Here is a 20182-nt window from a genome sequence, read left to right on the forward strand (position 1 = left end):
AAAGTCAGTGTTGCTGCACGCCTTTCCTTTGCATCGAACTCCATCATAGCGGCCATTGTGCGGCGATTCAGCGTAAGGCAGACCCACAGACAGGAATAGGCAAGTGTCGCGCAGGTATCGGCATGCGCGCAGTGATGAGCGACTCGTAGCATGGTCATCGCAATCAGTTTGAGCCGCGCGCTGAAACTGAGCCAACGATGACTCACGAGGAAAGCCAGTCATGTCGAACATTCAAGGCAAGGTCGTACTGATCACAGGTGCCAGCAGCGGCATTGGCGAAGCTGCCGCCCGACTCATCGCGGCCAAGGGCGCACACATGGTGCTGGGCGCTCGGCGCATCGAGCGTCTGCAGACGTTGGCGGCAGACATCGAAGCGCAGGGCGGCTCGGCACGCTTCCGCGCGCTGGACGTGACCGATGCGCTCGACATGCAAGCCTTTGTCGACTTCGCCACACACGCGTTCGGCAAGATCGACGTGATCATCAACAACGCCGGCGTCATGCCCCTGTCGCCGCTCGCCGCACTGAAAATCGAAGAGTGGAACCAGATGCTCGACGTCAACGTGCGCGGCGTACTGCACGGCATTGCCGCCGTGCTGCCGAGCATGCAAGCGCAAGGGCATGGCCAGATCATCAACATCTCGTCCATCGGCGGCCTCGCCGTTTCCCCGACCGCCGCAGTGTACTGCGCCACCAAATTCGCTGTTCGTGCCATCTCCGATGGTCTTCGGCAGGAAACCGACAAAATCCGCGTCACCGTCGTCTGCCCAGGCGTGGTCGAATCAGAACTGGCCGACTCGATTTCCGACGAGACCGCGCGCGAAGCGATGAAAGCATTTCGAAAGGTTGCGCTGGAGCCGGATGCGATCGCACGTGCGCTTGTTTATGCGGTCGAGCAGCCGGACGGGGTGGATGTGAGCGAGATTGTGGTGCGGCCTACGGGGAGTGCTTATTGAGCTGCAGGCTTGACTAAGGTGAGCAGGGCACCGTTGAGGACGGTGTCGTGATGAACAGTTCAAGTTTTATCTCGACCAACCTGACATTGTCTCGTTCGATCGTCTTGGTTTTGATCGGCTCTTTTGCGAACCCTCGCTGATGGTAAAAATCGATGGCAGGGGCATTGCTCTCCAGCACCCAAACGACAACTCTGGTGCGGCCAGCGGATTGAAAGAGAGGCATCACATGGTCGAACAGCTCTCGCCCAATGCCCTGGCGTGTTTGCATTGGGCTGACATAGATGGCCTGTATTTCCGAGACGCCGCGGTCTTCGGGATGTTCCCTGTCAGCCCCGGTTGCCATCCAGCCCAAGACCCGGTCTAACCTGTCGACTTTGACGTAAAGGTCCGATTCGCCTGAAGCGATCTCCTTGGTCCAATGGGACAGCCTCGCCTCGAGCGTTATCCGATGTAGGGAATGATGACCTCATAGGCACCTCTCCATGCTGACTACGCTGGTCTCAGCCGGCAATTAGATACTACTCAGTTCGCCTTTTTATGCCGTTCAGTTGCATGGCGCCGCGTATAGAGTTATGCCGGCTCATAGTAGTTTGAATAAACTTCTGGTCGGCAGCTCTGAAGTTTTATAGTTTGCGGAAAACCATCAAACTCTCTGCCAATTCTTCCCTGCCGCCTTGCTGTGCCGAAGAGCGCATCGAGCGAAACGCCTCTGTGCGTATAGCTTCAAATCCGCATGTGGGAGCAAGCTCGGTCAAAATTTCAGCTACGGGAATGTGGATATTCGCGTAAAGGCTGTCTCCCACTACCGCCCAAATTTCACCGTGAGCGGGCAATCGGCTAGCTAAAGCGTTCATCACCCCCGACATGTCAGCAAAATAGCCATCAACCATGTTTGGAATCCAGCGACTCCACAAAACTCCACGGCTAGCATGCAGCTTTTCAGATACGGCATCCAACGTGTTGGAGCCGATCGGACGCGGTGCATAGGTGCGCAGAGTCTGTACATGCGAAGCCAATGTAGATTGCCGCAGGTTTTTGTTATCTGCGGAGTCGTTAAGGTATCCCAGAGTCCATAGCTCAATATTGTAAACGTCGGTGTAATCGAATGAGTTGGGGTACGGTGGGGAAAAGACAGCAAGATCCGCCATGGGCGCTTTCGAGATCGTTTGACGGCAATCACCGCGAATTAGCGTGTACTGCGAAACGGGTCGGGAAGCGTAGCGAGCGATCTCATACAATGCTTTTTGTACCCTTGTCAGAAACTGCTGATCGACCGCGTCGGCCGTATGCTTTCTCGACTGCCAGTTCTGCCTGTAGCGGCGACCTTTGCCACTGATTAGGACATTGCTCACTTCAACCAGAAACCCACCCAAAATTGCTCTGAAGAACATTTGATGGACTGGGTTGTATAGGCCGGCAATTGCCATTCGGTACGACTCGATCTTTTGAGCAACTTCATATTCGAAAAGCCAGCGGTTATTAACTCCTGGCGCGACGAATGTAGCCGGCAGCCAGCTCAGATCGTGATTTCCTCGCATACGACGAACCGCGCGAATAATCTGGCCTAAGTCATGAGTCAGCGATGAGCCGTCATATGGAGAAAGTTTGGCTTCAATAAGGTCGGCTAGATAGGGATTGACCTCCATCGTAACGGGCTCAACTCCTAGGAATTGACAAGCCAATGCAGTCGTTCCTGACCCACCAAAAGGATCAATACATGTGCGAACAGGGAGGTGGCTTTCTCTTACCGCTCGCGCAACGAGCTCAGGCGCGAATGCTTCCTTGAAATGACGCCATGTCTGAAAAGGGAGCTTTTCTGCGCCGGCATTTGTCCCTAACGTGTTGATCTTGCGGCCTTTAGTCCATTGATCGAAAGCGATCTGCATATCCGTCCCCTATCATTTCAAGCGAATTGCAACAACTAGAAATTTTGTGCTAAATATACGCATATTTAAAAAAATATGCGTATATTTTTATGAATCGGAAAGATGCTGCAGAAGCTATCTGATGCTCACTTGCCGCCTTTTTCACTACGAAAGGCTTGACACAGGCACAGGTAGCGGAGTGCTATGGTGTCTCGCAAAGCTGGGTGGGCCGAATATACAAAGGCGAGTTCGGCATGCGTGCCGAGTCAGTACAGAAGATGTGCTGCGACGCCAATGTTCCGTTTTTGTCGCGCCAGCCGGCTCATGACTAGCCAGAAAAATCAACTAGACTTCGTCTCGCCCTTCTCTTGGACAGTGTCTGGGAGGGTACGGAAGAGGATGCGAAAGCTCTGACAGAAGCCCTGCGGGCCATTAAGCGGCTCCGCCGCTGCTGACAGTTGAGACCTCGCGTTAAGCAGCATATATATAAGGAGATAAATGTGCGTACCAGCATCAGCCTTCCCGTTATTGAACGATTGGTAGTCCGGAATTTTTCACTTTATCCAGGCAAGCACGGTAGCGGCATAGATATCATTTTTGACAACGGGATTAGCGTCATCGCAGGCATTAACGGCATAGGTAAAACCACGTTACTGACGTTATTGCTGAGGATGCTGTTGGGACCAAGCAATCCAGAAAAAGCCACAAAAAATGTGGGCCGTGTAAGCCAGCGACGTTTGGTTGAACCGAAGAAATTTGATTTTTTCTCGAGCCGAGTGCCCGAGAAGCTTGGCGAAGACTCTTTCGCCACGTTGCACTTCAGTGTTGGTGGAAGGAAAATAGAAGTTGCGCGATACATGCGGGATATGCGCATTAAAAGTGTGAAAATATCCGGTCGCAAGCATGTTCACAGCAGTGAAACCGACTTTATTGAAGAGTTAGCTGATATGAGCGGCGTACTCTCAGCGTACGATTTTCATATGATAGTAAGGTACCTACAGTTTTTTGGCGAAGATCGTCTTCCACTGCTTTGGGAGCCCGCAGCGCAGTTTGAATTCTTCAAAGTGCTATTTTTTGATAAGTCGACTGCCGAAACCCTGAACAGACTTTTCGCCGCAATTCAAAAGATAGATTCTGAATATCGCAACAGAACTAATATATTTAACCGGAAAAGAGATTCACTTCCTTCCCCAGCACGTCCCACTATCTCAATTGAGGCTGAGACCACAGAAGGCCAGTTGAAGGAGGCGAGAGAAACAGCTGCTGAGGCTGAGGTCGAGTACCTTAGGATAAAAGAAGAATATGATTCATTGTACAAAGAAGAAAGGCAGCTTTTGCTACAGAGCGACGATGGGGAAATTCGGCTTGCTGAACTAGAGGCTCAGTTTTCCCAAGCAGAGGCTAAGTTCATTTTAAAGTCATTGCCAACGCTGAAAGACAAAGAGCGTTTTTTGATGCAAGGCTATGCCACGGGTTGTGGTTGTTTTATATGTGGTACGAAATCTAAAAAGCAAATGCCCGGGATCAGTAAGAAAATTCGAAAGGGGCATTGTTTTGTCTGCGACTCTCAGACGGCAGCAACAAACTCTGCCAACGTCACACCAATAAGCTCCATCGAGATTCGCAAAATCGAAGATAGTATGGACTCAATTAGGCATAGTCTTTCGGCGAATAAAGATAAGTTGGCCGATATTGCGGAGCATATCACCCGAGTCACACCACTCATGAGGTCCGCCACAACGAAGCGTGCATTATCCATACAAGTTGTCGAGGCAATGGATACCCTCCGTCCAGCCGATCAAGGACAGCAAGCATATGACGTCTACTCGGAGATGGACAGAGAGCAGGCTGAATTGGACGAACTATCCAGGAACCGCAAAAACTACACAGCAGAGTATCGGGCTGCGGTTGATAGCGCACAGGAAAAGATGTCAGGTCTCAAAGCTGATCTCGAAGCTCGACTTACGAATTACGCAATGGAGTTTCTACAAGAGCAAGTAAGTGTGGCGTTCAGTCGTCAAACGCCCTTCAAAATCGCCACTGGCGCTGATCGCGTTAATATCCCAGCATTTACGATTAAAATGACCTCTAGTACGCATAAATTACTGAGCGAGCGCTCTAATAGCAGCAGTGTATCGGAGTCTCAGAAGGAATTTCTTGATCTCGCATTCCGCATGACCCTGCTAGATATGGTCAACAACCAAGGCAATAAGATGTTGGTGATCGAAACTCCTGAGGCAAGTCTGGATAGTTGGTTTATGCGGCGAGCGGCCGATTTGATGCGCAGTTTTGCACCAGAGGACTCTACAGCGCCGCGAAAGGTCATTGCAACATCCAACCTGAACGGCACTGAAATGATTCCGGCGCTCCTGGGGCTCGTGGATACAAATGGGAAAACGTCGAAGCTATCCAGCCTAAGATCAAATCATTTTATAAACCTTCTCGAGTTGACTCCATCACCTGCTGCGCTTGCCCATGGTCAGGCTGCTCAATTGTTAAGCGAAGAGCTTGGGAGATTTTTAAATGTTGAGTGATAAGACTCTGCTCAAACGAGACTATGAGAAACTGCAATTTTTAAGGTGGGTACTTTTTTTGATTACTGCGGCTGAAGCAGCAGGTTTGAACTCATTAAGTAGGGCTCGGCTGCATTCACTGTTGTTTATGTCTTTTGCCTCGGCACGCTTTTATGGGCTGCAGCCGTTACGCCAGCGAGCTCAGCGAACCACTCATGGGCCGTACTATCGGGCGGCACATTTGGCATTGGGGCATCTAGTTTTTGCCGACTTGGTCGTCGTTACTGATTTCGAGGCACATCCCTCTCCTAAGGATCTACAGTTCGAAGGTATGTTTAAGTTAACGAGGAATGGTTTACAAGTTTGCAATGTTCTTAGGCAGACAGATATGGGCATGAAGATTTATAGCTTCCTCTTGGATATTTGCTTAGGAGCCGTGCAGTCGCTGGAGGCCGAAGACATTCCAGAAGATAGGGAAGACGTGTCGCTTGATCGGATGCTTGTGCAAGATTTGACGTACGTTTCTGCCTTAAACAGACCGGGTGATATGCTAATTATTGAAGAGGAAGGAGACGAAAGTACGCCGACGGTAAAGGGGCTAAATTTGATTCAGTCTACTCTTGGCGAAAAGCTTCTTATTAATAAAAAGGATGTCTTAGGCGCCTACCAGTCAATCCTGCGGTCTCGAGCAGAGGTCGCTTAGATGACTAATGAGTCGATGTTTACGTCTTCCGAGAAAAGTCATCTCGAGGTACTAAGTCCTGGTAACTCTGGCAGCGCAGAGGACCAATTCATTCAGGAAGCCATCGAATTCTATCGTTATTGGCAAAGTGTGCGCTCGCCTGGCGACTATGGCTGCGCGGACCGGGCACTTTTGATTATTTTTGCAGAGACCCCAGATATCTACTGGGGATTCGAAGGCTATATCTCTGGGGGCGTCACCAAAGCCAGGAGACGATCAGGCACCGTCGGTGAAGGTATTCTCATATGTAATCAGAATTTCAGGACCATGCTAAGACTGTCCGAAACCTTGACCGTGGATGAAGCTTACGACTTCGTAGAAGCTTATCTTTCAGATGCTCATACCTTTGTCGTCGGAAAATTCGGTCAGCAGGCTATGCAGTTTCATCGTGCAGGTCAGCCATTAAGCGAATGGATTCATGAACCTGAAGAGCGTTTGATTAAAACTACAGATCACGCGGTCACCCCGAATGGGTTAGCGAAAGATTTACATGACTTTCATCATGAGTATCTGAGCACGTCTACTGCCATTGCGGCTCGCACCATGTGGGAGCTTAATACTGCGAAAACTCAGTATGATTTACGTACATCTCCAGAGAGGCAAATTCAATCTTTTTTGTTAACATATCTGAGGTCATTCTATCGCCGGTCTGGTGTATTTGTTAATGAAGAAATTAGCAATCAAGGCGGTAGAACTGATATATACACACAAAGGGAAACGAGTCCGGGCTCAAATGTTCAGGTTAATACTGTAATTGAACTTAAGGTGCTGTCACCTAAAAGATCTTTTGACAGCAACCTTAAATGGGCTAAGGAAGGGATTACCCAAGCTAAGGGCTATGCTAATGCAAACACAGATGTCTCGTTTACCTGTTTGTACGATGCGCGTCGGGTTAAGGATGCCATGACTGATCTTCCTCCATTTGCAACATTGAACTCTGTGAGGCTCGAACAATACGATATGGCTGTGCCTACCGTTAAGGCAAAGCGGATAACAAAGGCGTCGAAACCAAAAAAACCGTAATTGTCAGCGAAGTCAATGTAGGCCGTACTTTACTTATAAGTTTCTGTAGGTATGGCCCATCCAGTTTCCCAGGCTGAAATTAAGTTAAAATTTGAGAAAATCTACTCCACAGCTTAGCGACTTCTATCCTGGAGTGATGTCGGACAACTCTAGTTCTAATCCATTTGCCCTGAAACTTTGGGTTTGAGACTGCAGATCCGTTCGGCAGACTACTCAGTCCAGATAGGCATGAGTCTTAACAGCTGCACGTCAGTGCACTGAGTGGTCGTCACTCCAGTATTAGAGAGTGGGTACATACGCAACGATACTTAAGCTAAAGTTCACTGACCGTATCCGCGCCACGGACCCCACCGAGTATACCCTTGATGTAGGGTCAGATAGCGCTGATGTTCATGACATGTTCTCCACGTTTGGAAGGACAAGTATGGCTAAACCGAGCAACGCTTGATAGCCGGCCAAAAACGGTCATTCAAAAGGATAGGCTCCAGACTGATATCAGTCCTTTCTGGAGGGTCTGCCAAGCATTTCTAGAGTTGGTTGGCACCTCAAATTAAAACACGCGCGAGCAGTTAGTAAGCGCTGTCAAGGTACTGGGCTGTTGCCGCTGACCGAAAACTGACCCAGTAGAGGCTGTTCTGCCGACTGAAAACTGACCCAGGTGTTCAACTGCTTCTGCTCACTTTTTGAGCAGGAGAACACAGGGTGATCAGCATGGAAATGTTGGGAAAAATCCGGCGGATGTACTTCCGCGACAAGCTCTCGCTGCATCAGATAGCCAAGCGTACCGGGCTGTCGAGAAACACCATCCGAAAATGGGTCAGAGCGCCCGAAGCCAATCAACCGGCGTACCAACGGTGCGCATCCTTCAATAAGCTCAACCCTTTTCACGAGACCTTAGAGCAGGCGCTCAAGGCTGATTCGTTCCGGCCAAAACACAACCGTAGGAGCGCCAAGGCACTTTTTGAGCAGATCAAGGCCGAGGGTTATGACGGCGGTTACAGCCAGCTCACGGCGTTTGTCCGCTCTTGGCGGTGCGAGCAAGGCAAGTCTGTACGCGCTTTTGTACCGCTGACTTTTGCCCTCGGTGAGGCCTTTCAGTTTGACTGGAGCGAAGAAGGCCTGCTGATCGGTGGCCTGTTTCGACGTATCCAGGTCTCCCATATGAAGCTGTGCGCAAGTCGCGCGTTCTGGTTGGTTGCGTACCCCAGTCAAGGCCACGAGATGCTGTTTGATGCCCATACACGTTCGTTTGGAGCGTTGGGTGGCGTGCCACGTCGCGGCATCTACGACAACATGAAAACGGCTGTCGACAAGGTTAACAAAGGCAAAGGCCGCACGGTCAATGCCCGGTTTTCCGTGATGTGCGCGCACTATCTGTTCGATCCGGACTTCTGCAACGTGGCCTCTGGCTGGGAGAAAGGCATCGTCGAAAAGAACGTGCAAGACAGCCGGAGGCGAATCTGGCTCGATGCTCAAAATTGCATGTTCCATACCTTCGAGGAGCTGAACGTCTGGCTCGGCCAACGCTGTCGTACGCTCTGGGCTGAACTTGTACATCCGCAGTACAACGGTTTGACGGTGGCAGAAGCCCTGGAGCTGGAGCAGGCTGAAATGATGCCGATGCCGACGGCCTTTGATGGCTACGTGGAACGCACCGTCCGTGTCTCTAGCACCTGCCTGATCAGCGTGGCGCGCAATCGTTATTCGGTGCCTTGCGAGCGTGTGGATCAATGGGTCAGCAGCCGTTTGTACCCTTCGCGAATCGTGGTCATTGCCGACGAAACGGTGATCGCCAGTCACGAGCGCCTCTTTGATCGAGATCAGATCGGTTTTGACTGGCAGCACTACATCCCACTCATCGAACGCAAGCCTGGTGCACTGCGCAATGGCGCTCCATTTGCTGATCTGCCAAAACCGTTACAGCTTCTTAAACGCGGACTGAGGCGTCACACCAACGGTGATCGAATCATGATGCAGGTACTGGCTGCTGTGCCCATCGCCGGTCTCGAACCAGTGCTGGTGGCGGTGGAGCTGGTACTTGAATCGGGAAGTCTGAGCGCCGATCACATCCTCAATGTCGTTGCCCGCCTGACCTCCACCGCACCACCTCCCTGTGTAGAAACCAGCCTGCAACTCAAAGTGGCGCCGGTTGCCAATACAGCACGCTACGACCGGCTCCGTACGACCGATGAGGAGAATCGCAATGCGTGACCTAATGACTGAACTCAAAGAACTGCGCCTGCACGGCATGGCCAGTGCTTGGGAAGAACTGGTCTCTCAAGGAACAGCGTCGACGGCTTCATCGAAATGGCTGCTGGAACATCTGCTTCAGCAGGAACATGCGGATCGCGCGGTGCGCTCGGTGAATCATCAGATGAACATGGCAAAACTCCCCATGCACCGTGACTTAGCTGGCTTTGACTTCAGCGCTTCCAGCGCTGATGCCCGGCTGGTCAGCGATCTATCCAGCTTGGCGTTCACTGAAACCGCGCAGAATGTCGTGTTCATCGGCGGCCCTGGCACCGGGAAAACACACCTGGCCAGTGCCTTGGCTGTATCCGGAATCACGGCCTACAACAAACGCGTGCGCTTCTTTTCCACGGTGGATCTGGTGAATCTGCTGGAGCGTGAGAAGTACGATGGCAAGGCAGGGCGAATCGCCCAGGCACTGCTGCGCACAGACCTGGTGATACTGGATGAACTCGGATATTTGCCCTTCAGCCAAAGCGGTGGCGCCCTGTTATTTCACCTGCTGTCCAAACTGTACGAACACACCAGCGTGGTCATCACCACCAACCTGAGCTTCTCGGAATGGTCGAGTGTGTTTGGCGACGCCAAGATGACCACCGCGTTGCTGGATCGGCTGACACACCACTGCCACATCGTCGAAACGGGCAACGAGTCCTACCGCCTACAACACAGCACATTGGCTGCCCAGACAAAGATCAAAACACGCGAACGAAAGCGAAAGGACGGAAATGATATCGAGGACGATGAGCCATTTTGATCCGCACCATAAATGCCCTGCTGCATGCGGTGGGGCTTGATGCGTCTTCAATCGGAACACTGCTGCTAAGCTTATCCACAATTGCTGGGGCAAAAATCAGCAATCCGTCCTGGGTCAATTTTCAATCGGCAGGGTGGGTCAGTTTTCAATCAGCGCCAACAGTGCCGGCACCAGGAGTCGAACCCGGGACCTACTGATTACAAGGAAGATGCTTTAAATATGTAAATCAACGGGTTAGAGGTTTTTGTATTACGTGGTGCCTCCCTGCATCCCGCCTAACGCTTGGCACATTCCCTCCTTGTTACGTGGGCTCCAAACTGAACCTGCGTGAACTGTTGAGCCAGTCCGCTTGGCTTTTGAGAACAAAACAAGCATGAAAATTCACTAAGCCGATATGCCATGCGCTAGGCTTATGCTGCCAATCCGACCTGCAAGGAATTACCTATGCAACTGCACGAAGTCGACGAAATCAAAGAGCTATTTATAGTGGACGAGGTAAATGAGGCTCTGCAGAAAGGCTGGAAGATTGTTGCTGTGGTGTCATCTGCGGAACCGCATGGTGGTGATTTACCTGTGGTCTGTTATGTCTTGGGTAAGAAGAAACTTACCGGGATAGCGGCCGCCATGGCAAACGCTCGTGGTGAGACCTCAAAGCCTAATCCCCGCCGGGAAGACGCTAAGGCACGCGCCAAGGAAGCTTTTATCGACCTCCCGTATTACTTCGCATAACGCGCCTTATGTTCAATCGTTCCCACAAAAAGCCTGCTCTTACGGGCTTTTTCGGCGTCTGCTGGACGCCAGAGGCACCGCTCGGCAAGTGATGGGCTGGGGCGCAAAAAATACTGCAGGTCCTAGGCTCTGTACGTAAAGTGGCTACGCATCGGTAATGCTGCGTTAAAAACAGGCTCGGAATGCTCATTTACAACCCGTAGACTTCGCTTCCTACCCCGTTTTTGCCTTGCCTGACCTTCGCCGGCGACTTTTCGTACAGAGCCTAGTTGCGTGGAAATATCGGGCATCACCCCTTTTTTGAAATACTGATTAGGGATCAATCGAAAGCGAAATAGCGGTATCTGATGCTTTTCAATTGTCGACTAAAAACGGTTGCACTTATCCGCGTAGCTATGTCCATAAATCAGGACGAAACCTACCGACTCAACACTAAGAAACTCTAAACTCGTTTACGCAGTATACGTCGTAATTCAAGTTGTTATAGTGATCGATCAAAGCTTTAAGCATCTGGGGGGCTTCACTACGGGATGATTGAAACTCACCAAGATTGGGATCGAACAATTTGAACCTAGTTCCTTCACAAGAACTAGCGATTGCGTGGCCTTGAACGCTTGCAAAGCGCAAGCTTAGCAAGTGCTTTCTACCTGCCTGAGCCAAATCGTTTGCCAATGTTTGGGCTAATTGCGTACTACCACCTGATGCATGAACAGTTTTAGGTTCTCTGCGTAATGAGAAACCTGCATTCTCGACGACAGCGGTGCTAGCAGTGAAAAACGGCGCTTCATCGTCATTTGAAAGTGCCGAGGATAAAGCATCGTCATAGACCTGATGCCTCTGTGCTCCGTTACTTTGCCCTTCTCCATTATAGTCAAGGTGGTCCATGCGCGACTCAGCGTCGCCGCTGTTGCTCATTACAAGCCACTCGGTGGAAAGACCTGCGCAGATGTTGTTTCGATTAACATCTCTTGACGCGACCGCAAAATCTTCTAAGTTAACTTGTGTAGTAGAATCATCTCCTAGACTTACACTTGAAGAAGATGCGCAGCCTTTGTCACCCAACATCAAGGCTAGAAACGGATGTATCCCGCGTGCCCTGGGCCTCAATGCTAAGTCCAGAGGCTGTTGCTCATTTGTTTGCCCATGCTCAGGTTGAGGCGCGCTTGCTGCCTGTGGAGCATGGTTTTCCTGATGATGCAAGATAGCTATCGATGGCGTTGCCATATTTATCTTCATACGTACCTCAGATTGTTTTCGACATGGCTCTTGGATCAAGGAGCTGGCTAGCTACCCTAAAATTGATAGGTGAGTGTCCAGATGAGCCATTCGGTTCCACGACATATGGGTGGGCGCTATTTCTCTCGACATTCCATCTTGCTCTGTCTCCACATATGCGTCAGCTGCTGATCACTCTCGCTCGATGCGAAGCAGGCGTGTGAGAAAATCCCTCTGTTACGTATCCATTAGATTTACGTCCGTGAGGCATTAACAAGTGGCAGGCTGAGATCGTAGACATCCATCATGGCCCCGTCCCGGTGACCGCTGGCCTCCTGTTTGTCCGCGCGGTTGCCGGCTGTGTCGGTAATCCCCCGCCGCTTGAGGTCATGCAGGCCAAACCGCTGCTCGACCGTTATGGTGGCCGTCCGCTACAAAGCGGTATTGGTCGTCGTACCAGTATTCATTGAGCCTCAGGCGATACTGTTCACGCAGTGCTTCAAGCAGTGCTTGAGCCTCTGCCTGGGGCAATTGAGCGGTGACGATCACGGCGTTGGCCATCGTTAAACCTCGAATTTAGGCGCAGCTCACCCATACCCACTGGAGTGGGGCAGGCAATGTTTGGGGGTGTTTAAGTGGCGGGGGAGACGGGTTTGCCGTGGCCGGCAGCGATCAGGTGTTCATAGATCAGATGAACAGGTACAGACCAAGCGAGTCCTCGAATGGGATCACTGATCACTACTGTCATTTCTGCGCTTGCCTGAAGGTCTATACGCTGGCGACCGATGACTGCCAGAACGTTGCTGTAGGCCTGGTGCACCAGATGGTTTGCAAAAGACTCTTTGACCTCAAAGCTTTCGACCAGGTGATCGGTCGTTCGACTGAGCAGTTGGCCCAGATCGCCCAAGTGCTCGCCCTGATGGCGCTCGATAAATGTCTGAGCTGCAGCGCGGATGGTCTCTTGATAATCCATATCAGCTGATACGTTGTTCATTTTTCAGTCCCTGATTTAGCGCGGTACAGATCGATAGCTGCCAACACTTCCGCATGACGTGCAGCCATGTGCAGGTTGTGTGCATTGAGAATGTGCTCGGCCTCGGCTGCGCTAATGCAGCCGTCGGCAAGAGCCTTAGGGAAGGTCTGAAGTAGGCAGACTTTTTAACCCTCCCGTTGCTTCAAAGTTTCAAAAAACGTCGTTTCAATCGAAAATCAGACCTTTGCCTCGCCCAACTCCTCTTTTTTCTTCGGACAAGCGCTTTTTAGCGTCAATTGTCCACATTACAGGCGCACCTCTCCTGTATTCAGCAGTCGTTTTCGCATCATCCACAGATTGGACAGAGCAAATAGCGTGGTCTGCTGCGCAGTGTTTTTCAGCAGGCCTCGGAAGCGTACTTTCGTATAACCAAACTGGCGTTTGATCACTCGAAACGGATGCTCAACCTTGGCGCGCAGTTGAGCTTTCGCGTATTCGATTTTGCGACGCATGCGCCCGATCAGACTTTCCTTTGCATGCTTTTTATAACTGCTGGGCCGCGCTGCAATCGACCATATCATTTGGCGATTTTGATGCTCGGGACGCTTTTCGACACCGGTGTAGCCCGCGTCGCCAGAGACGTAAGTTTCTTCTCCGTGCAGTAACTGGTCGACCTGAGTTACGTCAGCTACATTCGCCGCCGTGCCCACCACGCTATGCACCAAACCGGATTCGGCATCGACACCGATGTGCGCTTTCATCCCGAAGAAATATTGATTTCCTTTCTTCGTCTGGTGCATTTCAGGGTCACGTTTTCCGTCCTCGTTCTTGGTCGAACTCGCCGCATGGATGATCGTTGCATCGACCACGGTGCCCTGGCGCAGCAACAAACCACGGTCGCCCAAATAGCCATTGATGACCTGCAAAATCCCACCGGCCAGCTCATGTTTCTCCAGCAGTCGGCGGAAATTGAGGATCGTGGTTTCGTCCGGAATCCGATCCAGGTGCAGTCCTGCAAACTGTCGCAGAATTGTGGTTTCGTAGAGCGATTCTTCCATGGCCGGATCGCTGTAGCCGAACCAGTTTTGCATCAGATGAACCCGCAACATCGCCATCAACGGATAGGCAGGGCGACCACCTTCGCCCTTTGGATAGTGTGGCTCGATCAGTTTGACCAAGCCATTCCAGGGCACGACCTGATCCATCTCGATCAGGAAGCGTTCACGGCGGGTTTGTTTGCGTTTGCCAGCGTATTCGGCGTCAGCGAAGGACATCTGCTTCATCGGGACTCAACCGTTCAGTGCTTGGGACTGGCGTATTTCACCAGATTTGGAAGTCTTTTTCAGAGTTTCCTTAGAGATCTCCTGGTCGACGCATCCACGCTTTGCCGCCGCTTGAATGGAAAGGGCATACATCTCGACGTTGTCCAGCGAATCAGGATCAGCCACCGGAACGAAAAGACCTCCATACATGGACGCCACGTAGTTAGCCAAATACTGGGTACCGGCTTCTTGCTCCAGTTGGAACAGCTGCGCGTCACTGAGTGGCCTACTGTTGTTGTTCTCGTAAGCGTGGTTATCGAACTTCTTCAATGCCAAGCCGATACGAGCAGCTGCGCACTCCCGTCCACCTGGATAACTGCAGATGATCGCGCTGACTACTTCGCGGCGTGTCTTTAGAACTGGGCTTTTCATGTTCTGCTTTTCCCTGCTGCTGCGTGTCATTACTGTTCAATCACGCCGTCTTTAATCCCTAAAAGGACGGCGGCCCGATGTGCCTCCCCTCGGCGACCTTTTCTACGACCGTTTAGAAGGTCGCTGACCAAATTCTTGTTCAAGCTATGAAGACGACTAAATTGAGCGATGCTCATCCCCTGACGATCAAGCGCAGCGCGGGCTTGCTCAGGCGTAACTGGCGCGTGCATAGTGCGTTCACTCCTGTTTGTTTGGGTTGTTTCGTGTTCAGCGGTACTGATTATGCACGTTATTTTGGTCTTGTACAGAGGGATAGCTTGAAAATTTGTGCATCGAATTCAGGGAATGAAAAGTCTTCGGGTGAACGCCTGCGGGAGGAGCGCGAGCGTTTGGCGCTGAGCCAAGAGGATCTAGCCGAGGCGGGTGGCGTGAATCGTAATACGCAAGGAAGCTACGAGCGGGGCGCTCGAAACCCCGACACAGCTTATCTCGCAGCTGTTGCCACCCTTGGCGTCGATACGGTTTACGTACTCACGGGGGTTAAGCAGGTCCAAGGCCTCACAGCTGAAGAGGCTCAAATTGTTGAGCAGTACCGCCGAATCCCAGCGGGCGATCAGAAAGCGCTACGGCGATTTTTGAAAGCAATGGCGGATGACGTTGAATAAATTCGTTAGTAGCTCGGACACTATCTTTCCTTTGTCCCATAAAAAACATCAGCCTTAATCCGATAAAGCCTGCTCCTCAATGCATATCAAGGAGTTAAGGCATGTTGGATACAGCAGCTATGAGAAGTGAAATTTGCACTCTGATTGGGAGCCAGCGAGTTTCACTCTCCGACGCTGAGAATCAGCTGGTTGAGTATTTTCGCCAGATTACAGACCAAGAAAGAGGTCAGGTACTGCGCTTAATGGAAGCGTTGGCTCTGCATCCAGAGACTGAGTAAGCCGAAGTCTTGCCGCTGGTCAGTGATCGGCGGCCTCGCTCTTAGGCGACGGCCTGTCTACCCAGTTGCTCAAACAGTTCTTTTTGTTTGTCAGGTGTCAGATCCCGTAACCGATCAAAAAGCATCACGTCCAGCTGCTGCCCGGACGGTCTGAGCGTGTGCGAAAACGTCAGGTTTGCCACCCATGTATGGCCGCAACTGGCGTCCAAGCATTGGCAGTACAACTTCACATACGCCCTCGTCACTTCTTCCCGTGAGCTGATCCGTCCCTTGTGCCCGCATGTTGTGCAATAAATCCGCATGTTCCCTCCCCAGGGCCATCCCATGGCTACTATTTTGCCATATCTGTAATGGCATTATCTGTGCTTTCGGTCATATCAAGCCGTTACAGATATATCCGGCAATGGTTTCCAGGCGAACCGCCGCTCCTCTCGCAACGTCGCATTAGCCTGGTCAAACAGCTGACAGATCGGCCTGATCTCATTGCTGGTGTAAACGCGATCGATCTTCTCGATGTCACCGAATCCGCCACTGTTCTCCGGGATGATCCCGGCCAGCGCCGGGTTCATGCGCCAAGCCGCGATCACGTCATTGCGCGTGATGTTCTTCACTTTTTCCAGTTCGTCTTTGGCCTGGAAGTCACCCACCGGGATGATCTGAATGGCCTTCTCGGAACCGCCCGGAATGTTGACGAACATCGATCGGAAGTTGCCCACGCCCTTGCTGGCCGTGATCTGCGCACGTAGCTCGTTTTCGTCCTCTTCGGTCAGGTTCGGGTCGTTGGTGTAGAAGATGTATCCCGCATGCGCGCCGTTGCTGTAGTAACGCCGGCGAAACAGTGTTGCTGCCTCGTTGAGCAGCAGTGCCTGCAGACCGCCCAGGTACTCAGGCACGCCGTAAATGTTCTGTTCGACGTCGTAGTTGAGGACGTGCTCGATCTCTTCCGCGTCGAACTCCGTCTCTCGCCCGTTCTGCGCCAACTGGATGAACCCACCGTCGACCTTGACCCGCATGTTGATGGCCGGCAGGTGTCGCAGCTCCAGAGTCTGGCCCAGCAGGTTAGGCACCCGGTAGAAGTACGCTTCGCCAAACACCATGAAGTCCAGCGCAGCCCGACTCATATCGGCCACTGACAGGCCTGCTGAAGGTATGAACTCACGCAGCAGCAGATTGCGTTTGAACCCTGGTATCGCGCCGTGGTGTGCGTTGGCCTTGAGCAGCTTGGCCAGCCCCCTGCGTGATACTGGCGGCGTGAAGATGCGACCGTCGTCGCTGGCGAACACGCCCAGGTACTGCGCGATGTTGTCGGTCAGCACGGATTCCGGAGCACCGAACGTGAATGCATGCATGGGCCGTTGCGCCGGTTTTTCCTGCTGCAGGGTTTTGGGTTTTGCCATGGGAAGTTGATCCAGTGAGTGCGTAGCGACTGCGCCGCTTTTTGTCCGTGTTGAGGGGTTCGTACTGCAGGGCGTGCATGACCGCCCAGGCCACGTCCGCGTGACCGGTCGCGTCGGTTCGCGACGCGCTGTAGGTCACCTGGCCGCTGGCGGTTGTGCCGCGCTTGATTGTCAGGAAGGCCTGGGCGATATCGTTCCAGCCGGCGTCCCATTCGATGCGGCTGCCCTGGATGGTGTCCTGCGCCTTGAGTACCAATAGGTTCTTGGTTTCCAGGCTGTAGTGGATCGAGGTCGCACGCGGATAGAAGTCGCGCACCAGGTCGAAGACGCCGTAGCCGATGCCGGTCGTGTCGATCCCGATGTGCTGAACGTTGAAGCGCTCCGTCAGCTTCTTGACCTGCTCGGCCTGGTACTTGAATGACTGACCACGCCAGCCGACAAGGCCAAGCTGTACGCCAAGCAAGGCGACGTGCCGACCGAGAAAGAACGCATCGAAGACGCTCAGGTCATCGCGACCTACGGCGGTCTGCCAAGCTTCAGCGTGCCGTTCTTCCCGGTCAACGCCGTTGTGGTCACCAGCTTCGACAACCTGTCGATCTACTTCCAGGACTCCAGCTGGCGCAAGCAGACCGTTGATAACCCGAAGCGCTCCCGCGTCGAGGATTACAACAGCCGTAACGAAGGCTATGTGATCGAGCAGCTGGAAAAGTTCGCCATGACTGAAAACGTCGAATTGGTGAAGGCATGAGCCTGGCACTGGCGCACAAACGCCGCTTGATCGCAGAAGGCCCAGCGGCTGCGGTCGCCGGTGCACAGATGGCTTATTCGGCTGACACCGCGTTGTCCAGTCCTGCCAATGCACGCAAGCATTTGAAGCTGATGGAAGACGCCTTGGCGGGTGATCTGGAGCGCATCAGCGCGATCAACAGCCGCGAGCAGCGCCAGCTGCTCAAGCGTGACGAGCTGCTGCCCAAGTACCTGGATTACGTACAGCGGTACCGCGATTCGGAATTGAATTTCCAGAACTCGGTGCTGGTGTATGTCCTGATCTGGCTGTTCGACACCGAGCAGTTCACCCAGGGCCTGGAGCTGGCCGACTTCGCCATATCCCAGGGCCAGGCGCTGCCTGAGCGCTTCAACCGCGACATTCCGACCTTCGTTGCAGACGAGGTGATCGATTGGGCCGAGGCGGAATTCAAGGCCAGGCGCAGCCCTGAGCCCTACGTTTCCAACCTGCTGCCCCGTGTCGACGGCGAATGGCAGCTGTTCGAGCGGATCCCGGCTCGCTACCACAAGTTGCTGGGAATGATCGCGCTACACCGCAAGGACTGGCCTGTTGCAATTCACCACTTCGAACGGGCCGAACAGCTCTACGAAAGCATCGGCGTAGGGACACGCCTGTCTGACTGCCGCAAGGCGCTGGCCAAGGCGCAAGCCAAAGAAAACGCCGGCAACGGCACCGAATAACCGACTACCCCCCCGGCGAGAAACTGTGGATGTGAGCCAACCATTTATGGCCCTGACCCACTGAAACAGTTTTCCCGCCCCTATTTGAGCGGCCCGCAATGAGCTTTTCCGGGAAACCCACCACCTTTGTGGAACAGGCGATCGAGAACGACGGCTTTTGGCCTGATCTCTCTGTGACCGAGTTTCAGAAGGGTTACCGCCTGCCGGCGGAGTACCTGGTAGAGATGCTGGCCGCCGATCTGAACATGGCCATGGTCGAGGTCAATACCGACCTGGCCAAGTTAAAAGCGCGCTGGCAGGGCGCTGGCGTGTCCAACGTTGAATCCGCAGACACCACCATCCTGCCAGAGCGCACCTTTCAAGTGGCGACCTATAAGCGCGCCGTCTACAGCCGCGCCAAAGCCAGCCTGCTGACTCAGTTCGCCACGGTCAACCGCCGCGAAAGCGCCGAAAACGTAGGCAAGGAATTGCCAGAGCGGTCCGAAACCTTCCTCGCGTTCAGCCAGGCTGCTGTGCGGTCGCTGCAGGGCCGTGGTCGCATCACGGCGGCGCTGCTGTGATCAAGCTCAAGGCGTTGACCGCCTACCTGCTCGAGCGCCAATTGGTTGCACCTGAGCAGCTCGACAGCTGGACCGACCAGGTGCAGGTCGAGCTGGTCTGGAAACCTGACACCCAAGGCATGCACATGGGTGACATGAATTACGGTGCGACCATCTCGATCGAGCGTTTCGCGGATCACCCGGCGCGCCTGTTTGCGCTGGTAGGCAGCTGGCTGGAAACCCACGACCAGGACCGCGACGGTCTGCCAAACGTGGTGTTCGACGTGGTCATGCTCGACAACGACCTGGCCGACGTCGACATCAAGCTGATGTTCACCGAAGCGCAGTACCTGGCCGAGGATCCTGCCGGCGAGATCGAGGCGTTCGGCAATACCTGGTCGTTCGTGCCGTTCGAACTGTGGGTGGCTGAGAGCTGCGAGGTGACCGGGCATGGCCTTTGATCTGGACATTCGCGGCATGCTCGAAGCCCAGGACCTGCTCGCCTTGATGGAGCTTCCGACGCCCAAGCGCAGACGTCTGTTGAACAACGTTGCCAAGCGCGTGCGCAGTCTGAGCCGCCAGCGGATCCGCAATCAGCAGAACCTGAATGGAACGCCGTTCGCGGCCCGCAAGGACACGTCCAAGGGCAAGAAGAAGATGGAAACCGGCCTGGGCAAGCTGCTCGATGTCACTCGCCTGACCGGTACCGAAGCGGAGCTGGGCTGGCGTAACACGCTGACCCGTTGGGTTGCCTCGCAGCAGCACAACGGCGTGTCCGAACGGCGCACCGCCGCGCAGATGCGCCAGTGGAACAAGGTTCCGCCGGGCACCGCCGCTACCGAAAAACAGGCCAAGAGCCTGCGCCGTCTGGGTTTCAAGACCCGTCAGGAAGGCAAAAAGACCCTGACCCGCCCATCCGTGGCGTGGATCCAGCAACACCTGAACTACGCCAGAGCGGGATTGCTGATCCGCGTCCTGGACGACGAACGAGCCGAATCCACCGGTGCGCAAAGCTGGAACATCCAGCTGCCTGCGCGTCAGTTCCTCGGTGCCAGCGACAGCGAAACCAGCCAACTGGTGAACCTGGTGCTGCAACAAATCCTTAATTCACCCCGCTAAC

The 20182-nt window shown here is 53.3% G+C and carries 24 protein-coding genes and 2 pseudogenes; 14 read left to right on the forward strand and 12 right to left on the reverse strand.

Features of this window, described 5'->3' with window-relative positions:
• The first annotated feature begins 220 nt into the window (after positions 1-220).
• Complete coding sequence (locus PCPL58_RS03445; RefSeq protein WP_065348824.1) at positions 221-955, forward strand: SDR family oxidoreductase; 735 nt, start codon at positions 221-223, stop codon at positions 953-955.
• Between the two features lie 13 nt (positions 956-968).
• Here PCPL58_RS03445 and PCPL58_RS03450 read toward each other — a convergent pair whose 3' ends face one another.
• Complete coding sequence (locus PCPL58_RS03450) at positions 969-1400, reverse strand: GNAT family N-acetyltransferase (protein WP_331716588.1); 432 nt, start codon at positions 1398-1400, stop codon at positions 969-971.
• A gap of 178 nt (positions 1401-1578) precedes the next feature.
• Positions 1579-2841 carry a DNA methyltransferase gene (locus tag PCPL58_RS03455; protein ID WP_065348825.1) on the reverse strand — a complete coding sequence of 421 codons (1263 nt, stop codon included), beginning with the start codon at positions 2839-2841 and terminating at the stop codon, positions 1579-1581.
• 479 nt (positions 2842-3320) lie between these two features.
• Between PCPL58_RS03455 and PCPL58_RS03460 the strand changes: the two genes are divergently transcribed.
• The 6 genes from PCPL58_RS03460 (at position 3321) to PCPL58_RS03485 (ending at position 10834) form a co-directional block, all read left to right on the forward strand.
• The gene (locus tag PCPL58_RS03460) at positions 3321-5354 is read left to right on the forward strand and encodes an AAA family ATPase (protein WP_065348826.1); all 2034 of its coding nucleotides are present in this window, start codon (positions 3321-3323) and stop codon (positions 5352-5354) included.
• Positions 5344-6036 carry a hypothetical protein gene (locus tag PCPL58_RS03465; protein WP_058398452.1) on the forward strand — a complete coding sequence of 231 codons (693 nt, stop codon included), beginning with the start codon at positions 5344-5346 and terminating at the stop codon, positions 6034-6036. Before PCPL58_RS03460 ends, PCPL58_RS03465 begins: the two co-directional genes overlap by 11 nt.
• Entirely contained in the window at positions 6037-7098 is a 1062-nt protein-coding gene (locus PCPL58_RS03470) for a hypothetical protein (RefSeq protein ID WP_065348827.1), read from the forward strand.
• 711 nt (positions 7099-7809) lie between these two features.
• Entirely contained in the window at positions 7810-9309 is a 1500-nt protein-coding gene (istA, locus tag PCPL58_RS03475; protein ID WP_104685638.1) for an IS21-like element ISPsy20 family transposase, read from the forward strand.
• The gene (istB, locus tag PCPL58_RS03480) at positions 9302-10105 is read left to right on the forward strand and encodes an IS21-like element ISPsy20 family helper ATPase IstB (protein WP_031598096.1); all 804 of its coding nucleotides are present in this window, start codon (positions 9302-9304) and stop codon (positions 10103-10105) included. The genes istA and istB overlap by 8 nt, the downstream gene beginning before the upstream one ends.
• Before the next feature lie 444 nt (positions 10106-10549).
• Positions 10550-10834: a hypothetical protein gene (locus tag PCPL58_RS03485; protein WP_065348828.1), complete on the forward strand. Its 285-nt coding sequence runs from the start codon at positions 10550-10552 to the stop codon at positions 10832-10834.
• Between the two features lie 432 nt (positions 10835-11266).
• Here the strand turns inward: PCPL58_RS03485 and PCPL58_RS28960 are convergent, their stop codons facing one another.
• The 7 genes and pseudogenes from PCPL58_RS28960 to PCPL58_RS03510 form a co-directional block, all read right to left on the reverse strand.
• Positions 11267-12070: a YopT-type cysteine protease domain-containing protein gene (locus PCPL58_RS28960; protein WP_083188311.1), complete on the reverse strand. Its 804-nt coding sequence runs from the start codon at positions 12068-12070 to the stop codon at positions 11267-11269.
• 233 nt (positions 12071-12303) lie between these two features.
• Positions 12304-12471, reverse strand: a pseudogene (locus PCPL58_RS28965) (site-specific integrase); the annotation flags it as partial.
• The gene (locus tag PCPL58_RS31470; RefSeq protein ID WP_167355209.1) at positions 12437-12610 is read right to left on the reverse strand and encodes a hypothetical protein; all 174 of its coding nucleotides are present in this window, start codon (positions 12608-12610) and stop codon (positions 12437-12439) included. The pseudogene PCPL58_RS28965 and the gene PCPL58_RS31470, both read right to left, overlap by 35 nt.
• Positions 12611-12680: 70 nt before the next feature.
• Entirely contained in the window at positions 12681-13043 is a 363-nt protein-coding gene (locus tag PCPL58_RS03495; protein WP_065348829.1) for a hypothetical protein, read from the reverse strand.
• A 284-nt stretch (positions 13044-13327) separates the two neighbouring features.
• Positions 13328-14305, reverse strand: a complete 978-nt coding sequence (locus PCPL58_RS03500; protein ID WP_065348561.1) for an IS5 family transposase — start codon at positions 14303-14305, stop codon at positions 13328-13330.
• 6 nt (positions 14306-14311) lie between these two features.
• A complete protein-coding gene (locus PCPL58_RS03505; protein WP_331716556.1) occupies positions 14312-14716 on the reverse strand; it encodes a YmfL family putative regulatory protein in 405 nt (134 codons plus the stop codon).
• A 29-nt stretch (positions 14717-14745) separates the two neighbouring features.
• Entirely contained in the window at positions 14746-14946 is a 201-nt protein-coding gene (locus tag PCPL58_RS03510; protein WP_032655901.1) for a DNA-binding protein, read from the reverse strand.
• Here PCPL58_RS03510 and PCPL58_RS03515 point away from each other — a divergent pair.
• Entirely contained in the window at positions 14863-15381 is a 519-nt protein-coding gene (locus tag PCPL58_RS03515; protein WP_083188312.1) for a helix-turn-helix domain-containing protein, read from the forward strand. The two genes, PCPL58_RS03510 and PCPL58_RS03515, sit on opposite strands and share 84 nt — an antisense overlap.
• Before the next feature lie 101 nt (positions 15382-15482).
• The gene (locus PCPL58_RS30600; protein WP_157893885.1) at positions 15483-15659 is read left to right on the forward strand and encodes a hypothetical protein; all 177 of its coding nucleotides are present in this window, start codon (positions 15483-15485) and stop codon (positions 15657-15659) included.
• Positions 15660-15700: 41 nt separating this feature from the next.
• Here PCPL58_RS30600 and PCPL58_RS03520 read toward each other — a convergent pair whose 3' ends face one another.
• From PCPL58_RS03520 to PCPL58_RS30605, 3 genes are all read right to left on the reverse strand, one after another.
• On the reverse strand, positions 15701-15961 hold the full coding sequence (locus tag PCPL58_RS03520; protein WP_010204973.1) for an ogr/Delta-like zinc finger family protein: 261 nt from the start codon (positions 15959-15961) through the stop codon (positions 15701-15703).
• A gap of 75 nt (positions 15962-16036) precedes the next feature.
• Positions 16037-16888: a phage portal protein gene (locus PCPL58_RS03525; RefSeq protein WP_232002972.1), complete on the reverse strand. Its 852-nt coding sequence runs from the start codon at positions 16886-16888 to the stop codon at positions 16037-16039.
• The gene (locus tag PCPL58_RS30605) at positions 16815-17519 is read right to left on the reverse strand and encodes a phage terminase large subunit family protein (protein ID WP_232002882.1); all 705 of its coding nucleotides are present in this window, start codon (positions 17517-17519) and stop codon (positions 16815-16817) included. The genes PCPL58_RS03525 and PCPL58_RS30605 overlap by 74 nt, the downstream gene beginning before the upstream one ends.
• Here PCPL58_RS30605 and PCPL58_RS03530 point away from each other — a divergent pair.
• From PCPL58_RS03530 to PCPL58_RS03550, 5 genes and pseudogenes are all read left to right on the forward strand, one after another.
• Positions 17490-17804: pseudogene (locus tag PCPL58_RS03530) on the forward strand (P2 family phage major capsid protein); the annotation flags it as partial. The gene PCPL58_RS30605 and the pseudogene PCPL58_RS03530 sit on opposite strands and share 30 nt — an antisense overlap.
• Entirely contained in the window at positions 17801-18523 is a 723-nt protein-coding gene (gene gpM / locus PCPL58_RS03535; RefSeq protein ID WP_065348830.1) for a phage terminase small subunit, read from the forward strand. The pseudogene PCPL58_RS03530 and the gene gpM, both read left to right, overlap by 4 nt.
• A 98-nt stretch (positions 18524-18621) precedes the next feature.
• A complete protein-coding gene (locus PCPL58_RS03540; RefSeq protein ID WP_065348831.1) occupies positions 18622-19083 on the forward strand; it encodes a head completion/stabilization protein in 462 nt (153 codons plus the stop codon).
• A complete protein-coding gene (locus PCPL58_RS03545) occupies positions 19080-19523 on the forward strand; it encodes a phage tail protein (RefSeq protein WP_065348832.1) in 444 nt (147 codons plus the stop codon). The genes PCPL58_RS03540 and PCPL58_RS03545 overlap by 4 nt, the downstream gene beginning before the upstream one ends.
• Positions 19513-20181 (forward strand): phage virion morphogenesis family protein, encoded by a 669-nt coding sequence (locus tag PCPL58_RS03550; protein WP_011169820.1) that lies wholly within the window; start codon positions 19513-19515, stop codon positions 20179-20181. The genes PCPL58_RS03545 and PCPL58_RS03550 overlap by 11 nt, the downstream gene beginning before the upstream one ends.
• The last annotated feature ends 1 nt before the right edge of the window (position 20182 follow it).

It is taken from the genome of Pseudomonas cerasi (assembly GCF_900074915.1).
GTDB lineage: Bacteria > Pseudomonadota > Gammaproteobacteria > Pseudomonadales > Pseudomonadaceae > Aquipseudomonas > Aquipseudomonas cerasi.